The organism is Vibrio aestuarianus (assembly GCF_012395185.1).
GTDB lineage: Bacteria > Pseudomonadota > Gammaproteobacteria > Enterobacterales > Vibrionaceae > Vibrio > Vibrio aestuarianus.
Genome location: NZ_JAAZTU010000072.1, coordinates 1 through 5,221, shown reverse-complemented (window position 1 = coordinate 5,221; position 5,221 = coordinate 1). Strand labels below are relative to the sequence as shown.

At 40.6% G+C, this 5,221-nt stretch carries 7 protein-coding genes; 2 read left to right on the top strand and 5 right to left on the bottom strand.

The features are described from left to right. Positions 1-122 precede the first annotated feature (122 nt). Positions 123-806 (bottom strand): hypothetical protein, encoded by a 684-nt coding sequence (locus tag HGG78_RS18370; RefSeq protein ID WP_172533769.1) that lies wholly within the window; start codon positions 804-806, stop codon positions 123-125. Between the two features lie 650 nt (positions 807-1,456). Next, complete coding sequence (locus HGG78_RS18365; RefSeq protein WP_338326153.1) at positions 1,457-2,260, bottom strand: class I SAM-dependent methyltransferase; 804 nt, start codon at positions 2,258-2,260, stop codon at positions 1,457-1,459. 224 nt (positions 2,261-2,484) lie between these two features. Between HGG78_RS18365 and HGG78_RS19220 the strand changes: the two genes are divergently transcribed. Then, positions 2,485-2,613 carry a hypothetical protein gene (locus HGG78_RS19220; protein ID WP_255091416.1) on the top strand — a complete coding sequence of 43 codons (129 nt, stop codon included), beginning with the start codon at positions 2,485-2,487 and terminating at the stop codon, positions 2,611-2,613. 307 nt (positions 2,614-2,920) lie between these two features. On the opposite strand, the gene HGG78_RS18360 is transcribed toward HGG78_RS19220, so the two are convergent. From HGG78_RS18360 to HGG78_RS18350, 3 genes are all read right to left on the bottom strand, one after another. Continuing rightward, positions 2,921-3,658 (bottom strand): hypothetical protein, encoded by a 738-nt coding sequence (locus HGG78_RS18360; RefSeq protein WP_172533767.1) that lies wholly within the window; start codon positions 3,656-3,658, stop codon positions 2,921-2,923. Between the two features lie 162 nt (positions 3,659-3,820). Next, positions 3,821-4,135, bottom strand: a complete 315-nt coding sequence (locus HGG78_RS18355) for a helix-turn-helix domain-containing protein (protein ID WP_071979346.1) — start codon at positions 4,133-4,135, stop codon at positions 3,821-3,823. Then, positions 4,122-4,454, bottom strand: coding sequence for a type II toxin-antitoxin system RelE/ParE family toxin (locus HGG78_RS18350; protein WP_088729549.1), 333 nt, complete (start codon positions 4,452-4,454; stop codon positions 4,122-4,124). Before HGG78_RS18350 ends, HGG78_RS18355 begins: the two co-directional genes overlap by 14 nt. A gap of 303 nt (positions 4,455-4,757) precedes the next feature. Here HGG78_RS18350 and HGG78_RS19215 point away from each other — a divergent pair, with 303 nt between their 5' ends. After that, positions 4,758-4,886 (top strand): hypothetical protein, encoded by a 129-nt coding sequence (locus tag HGG78_RS19215; protein ID WP_255091415.1) that lies wholly within the window; start codon positions 4,758-4,760, stop codon positions 4,884-4,886. Positions 4,887-5,221: the final 335 nt, after the last annotated feature.

Below are 5,221 nucleotides of genomic sequence, written 5' to 3'. Positions count from 1 at the left end.
GAAGATCTGCAATGAAATTGCACACAAATTAAATACGCGCCCACGCAAAAGACTTGGGTATAGAACACCAACGGAGTATATTCATGCGCATCTGTAGAAAGTGTCGCACTTCAAACTTGATACTAAGCACAATTGTTCGGAGTGAGAAGATCCCGGATTGTATTTTTTAGTACTCTCTTAGGCTCGGCAGCTAACCCTTGCCAATTTGCTTGAACTTGTTCACTAAAATTTGAAAAGTCGATTGGGGCGGAGTCGATAGTCAGTTGACCTGACTTAAACAGACTTTGAGCCACAACATGGTGAGATTTCAGTGTAGCGTGGCTTTTTAAATAACTTGCCAATATTTTCGACAAACACTCAGATACCAAAAGCTCAGTTTTATCATCAACATATATAGCATTATCTTCTAAGCACTCATAAGCTGATGATATTTTCTTGAAAGATAAGTCAAAAGCATCAAATGTTTCTTTAAATGCGTCAAAATACGCTGCTTGAAAGTTATCTGCTGCCTCAAAATTATAGTTATTTTTCAGCTTAGCCCTAGGGATACTAGTTTTCGCAACTGCGGCATATATTTTTTCTAAAGCTGTTTTTTTGGATTCTTCATATTGTGAAAACTTTAGCTTTAGATGCTCCGCATTGATGCTTAACTCAGTCTGTAAAGACTGTTTTCGTAAATCTAACTCATGTTGATGATGCGCCAAGGATTTCTTAAACGCATTATTCACCAGAGCTTTACTCAGAAAAGCAACTACCGCAGCCCCAGAAAAGCCTCCCGTAATTATTGTTACCCAGATATCGCTCATATTACCTCTTTGTGTATAACGCCCAATTAAGTGGTGAACAACGCACTGGCCAAGCCGCTGCATTGCACCATAAAACACTTTACTCAACGCATAGTAAAACTGCCACGCGTTGAGAATCCACTTGAATTGCTTGTTATGTGAATTTTACCGTGAATTCAAAGTAAGCCACCGTAGAAATGAAGAGATTTGAATAAGTTACGTACAAAAACGATGCTGACAAAACCTAAATTTCACAGCGATCTGAGCCAAAGAGAGCCACTTGCAGAATCAACAACAAAGAAAGCGCCCTTTCAGCCACAACAAAACATTTTGCTTCACCAGACTTTCAAAGCTGAATGTCAGCAAATGAATCAGTCAAAAAGACATTTCAATTGAAGCGATTTGAAACTGACGAAATTCAACACAAACCAGATCCAAAACTCAAGTGGAGGCAACCCAAGAACCTTGAAAACGATCAATCTCTGGTTGTCCAAGAATCCATTTCGACATGCCAACTTGCCGAAAACACGGAACGAGTTCTCAATGAAATCGTAGAATTAACCATAAAAACTCATCAAACACATAACGCCGCATTAAGGTGTGAGCGACGCTTGGCTATACTTGAGCGAAGCGAAACTGCCAAGCGTTGCGAATCACTCTTAAATGCTTTGTTAACTGCACTTTTTCGCAATTACTAAACCATGGTTACTACTACCAAGCAAAGATGGCTCTGCACATGTAGCAAGGTGATATTTCAACCAAGCTTGATACTGCTGCTCGTTAAGTTGGTTCACCGCTTGACCTATAAAACGAACATAACCATCTGTTGCAATGTGATTTTCGACACTAAAGCCCGTGTGAACTGCTAGAGATTCAATTTCGGAAGGTTTAGCAAAGTAACCAGTTCTAAAAAATGGGTCTACGTCAGGTGAAGTAACTAAGCCACTTTCATTTAACTCACTTAACACAGTTGGCGAAACTAAATCGTTAGACATTTTTGCTAGCAAACCTGCAACAAAGAAACTGCTGATATATGCTATCGCAGCAATCCCATTTGGTTTTAAAACTCGATGAGCTTCTTTCAGCACTGCTTCTCGGTCTGACTTTGATTGTATGTGATAAAGCGGTCCCAATATTAATACGATATCTTGACTGTCATTCTCTATGAAGCTGACGTCTGTTGCGTTTGCTTCGTAGACAGATAAGCTCAAAGACTGTCGTTTTGCATTACTATTGAGTTGTTCGACTAGTTCAGGGACTAGCTCAACCGCTGTTACATTAACGCCTTGTTGTGCGTAATGAAGAGAATAACGTCCAGTTGCAGCACCAAGCTCAGTTAAATGACTTGCTTGCTCGATATAAGGCTCCAACACACTCAATGTCGTATCAAACTCAATACGCGTAATATTTTGTGAAAGAAGACGCTTCTCCTCATCAAAATTTGCGTAGTACTCCATATATTCTTCTTGCACGATTTCCTCCTGTGCAGTTAACGCTGCGTTAAGTGGTGAGCAACGCGACCACAATCCTAAACCATTGTGCCTTAAACACAAAACTCAACCTAGAACCGAAACTCCCAAGCGTTGGGAATCCGTCTTAAACGCCTAGTTAGCTGCTGCACTTTCGCTAGCAAATTACGCCAAAATGCCTAATTTGAAAAACATTATTGCTTTCAAGCGGCAAAGTAAAACGGACAGCTGTGAAATTAAAACCTAATCCACGAAATGTGCTTGGCAAAGAAGAAATGACCGAGAAAATCACCCTTCCTGAGCTCGGTAATTTGCAAAGAATTCTATCGAAAAAGCCAACGACAGAGCACACGAAATGAATTTAGGCATTCATGAATTTCAACAGCAAAGAAGCCGCGTCAACGAACTTAACAAACACAACACTCCCCGTAAGCAGACTTCGTTAAGTTCAAACACTTCCCGAAAAGTGCCACTGGCGAGATAGTTGAGAAGCTGAGATTTATCCGGTGTGTAGCTAGAAAACCGAAAGCCTTTCCACCCTAAATTCACCGTTTTTCTTAACCCCAGCTAACGCCGCATTAAGGTGTGAGCGACGCTTGGCTATACTTGAGCGAAGCGAAACTGCCAAGCGTTGCGAATCACTCTTAAATGCTTTGTTATAGGGTGTTAACTAAGATGCATCTCAACAAGGTAAGCAGATACATTCTTGTTCATGTGTCCAGCTTTACCTACTACAAAGCTACTAGATATTAACTTCCTACTTACTTCATGCAAAGTTGCACCGCTCGAGAATAGAACTTCTTTTTCATGACCAAGGTTTGTACCTTTGTTTTTAAAAACAAAAGCATTTGTTGTTGGATTATCAACTTTAATAACCATTAAGTCTATCCGACCTGCATCATGAGCCTTGCCAAGATGAATGGCATTATTTAGGGCAATACTTGGGCATAAGCTAGTTGATAATTGTCGTGTTGTAACAATTTTGTTATTCATTCCATGTGTCCACAAGCCACCATGAAATAAGTACTGACCATGACCTACTTTAATATTTAGGTTGTTGATTTCAGTATCAACCGCAACGGAGTCGAAGTTAGGGTACTTTCTTTGATAGTTGGACAAAGCTAGTGGCGTAGATGAAGGCATCCCGCGCTTCCAAGCACTGTAGTTTGAACAAGCACTCAAAGCGCTATCAATATGATTAGTGAATCCATTGTCACCATAATAAATAACGGCGTACTCTGCAGCAGTAAAAGCATCAGAGACAGTATAAAGAAGCTTATCATTCGTCTCTAGCGCCATAACATTCGTTAACTTATAGTTTTCAATAGCTTCCTCTGTTGTTAACTTCCTTTTTGACCATAGCTCATATGGCTGGTGAAATACGTCGACTATAGATAAATTCATTTACTGGTCTTCTCCTTGTATAAATCTTGACTTATTCGAGCCCTATAACGCCCAATTAAGTGGTGAACAACGCACAGGCCAAGTCGCTGCATTGCACCGTAAAACACTTTACCTGACGCATAGTAAAACTGCCACGCGTTGAGAATCCACTTGAATTGCTTGTTATAGCTCTGCGATGTGCGACAGAGTTTCTGGGTGGCGCTGTACCAGCTTTAGAAGAGTAACAGCTTGCCCATTTGGTGCGCTCCGCCCCTGCTCCCAGTTTTCCAATGTACGTGATGATGTATGCAGTAAACGAGCAAATACACCACGAGACATATTAAACTGCTCACGAATACTAACAATTTCATCAGGTGAGATATCTAGCTCACTGATGTCATTAACTTGATGAGTTTTCAGAGTCACTTTGCCCTCTGAATGCTCCTTAGCTTCAACAAGTGCAGAATTTAGCTCTGCAAATAGATCACGATTGCTCATTGCGCCACGCCTCCATAAAAGCTTTTAACTGTTTCTTTTGATCTGCGGTTAAGTCTGCCATTTCATTTTTGCCGTAAATAGTCAGCAAATAGAAGCGACGCTTTTCATCGAGGAAATAATAGATAACACGTGAACCACCACGCTTTCCCTTACCTTTACTTGCTACTCGAATCTTCCGCAAACCACCAGTACCTTGAATTACGTCACCTTGCTTCGGGTTCGACATAAGTTCAGCTTGGAACAATCGAAACTCCTCGTCACTGAGGTAATCATTTCGGTACTTTTCAAATATGGTTGATTCAACAAATACACTTTTCATAAGCAAAGTGTACGCAAGTAACGTATGGATAGCAAGCTATACGTTACTTGCGTAGTAATTAAATTTTGAAGTGCGGATCTGACCAGAGCTATAACGCCGCATTAAGTGGTGAGCGACGCTAAACACCAATGCCTCGACAAACCACTTAAAACGCAAAAAACTGAATTTACACTAAAACCGCCAAGCGTTGCGAATCCGTCTTAAATGCCTAGTTAGCTGCTGCACTTTTGCTAGCAACTTACGCCAAAATGCCTAATTTGAAACACATTATTGCTTTCAAACGACAAAGTAAAACGGACAGCTGTGAAATTAAAACCTAATCCACGAGATGCTTTTGGCAAAGAAGAAATGACCGAGAAAATCACCATTCCTGAGCATGATAATTTGCAAAGAATTCTATCGAAAATGCCAACCATAGAGCACTCGAAATAAATTTGTGCATTCATCAATTTCAACATCAAAAAAACCGCGCTAACGAACTTAACAAACACAACACTTCCCGTAAGCAGACTTCGTTAAGTTCAAACACTTCCCGAAAAGTGCCACTGGCGAGATAGTTGAGATTCGAGATTTATCCGGTGTGTAGCTAGAAAACCAAAAGCCTTTCCACCTTAAATTCACAGCTTTTCTTAACCCCAGCTAACGCTGCATTAAGGTGCGAACAACGCTAAATCTCCAAACCCAAACCACTCCACCTTAAACACTAAAGCCAAATTTAAACTGAAGTCGCCAAGCGTTGTGAGTCACTCTTGAATGCCTTGTTATGT

Excerpts from the sequence above, each read along its gene's own strand:
- HGG78_RS18370 (WP_172533769.1), bottom strand. The coding sequence starts at position 806 with ATGAGCGATATCTGGGTAACAATAATTACGGGAGGCTTTTCTGGGGCT.
- HGG78_RS18355 (WP_071979346.1), bottom strand. The coding sequence starts at position 4,135 with ATGAGCAATCGTGATCTATTTGCAGAGCTAAATTCTGCACTTGTTGAA.
- HGG78_RS18350 (WP_088729549.1), bottom strand. The coding sequence starts at position 4,454 with ATGAAAAGTGTATTTGTTGAATCAACCATATTTGAAAAGTACCGAAAT.
- HGG78_RS18360 (WP_172533767.1), bottom strand. The coding sequence starts at position 3,658 with ATGAATTTATCTATAGTCGACGTATTTCACCAGCCATATGAGCTATGG.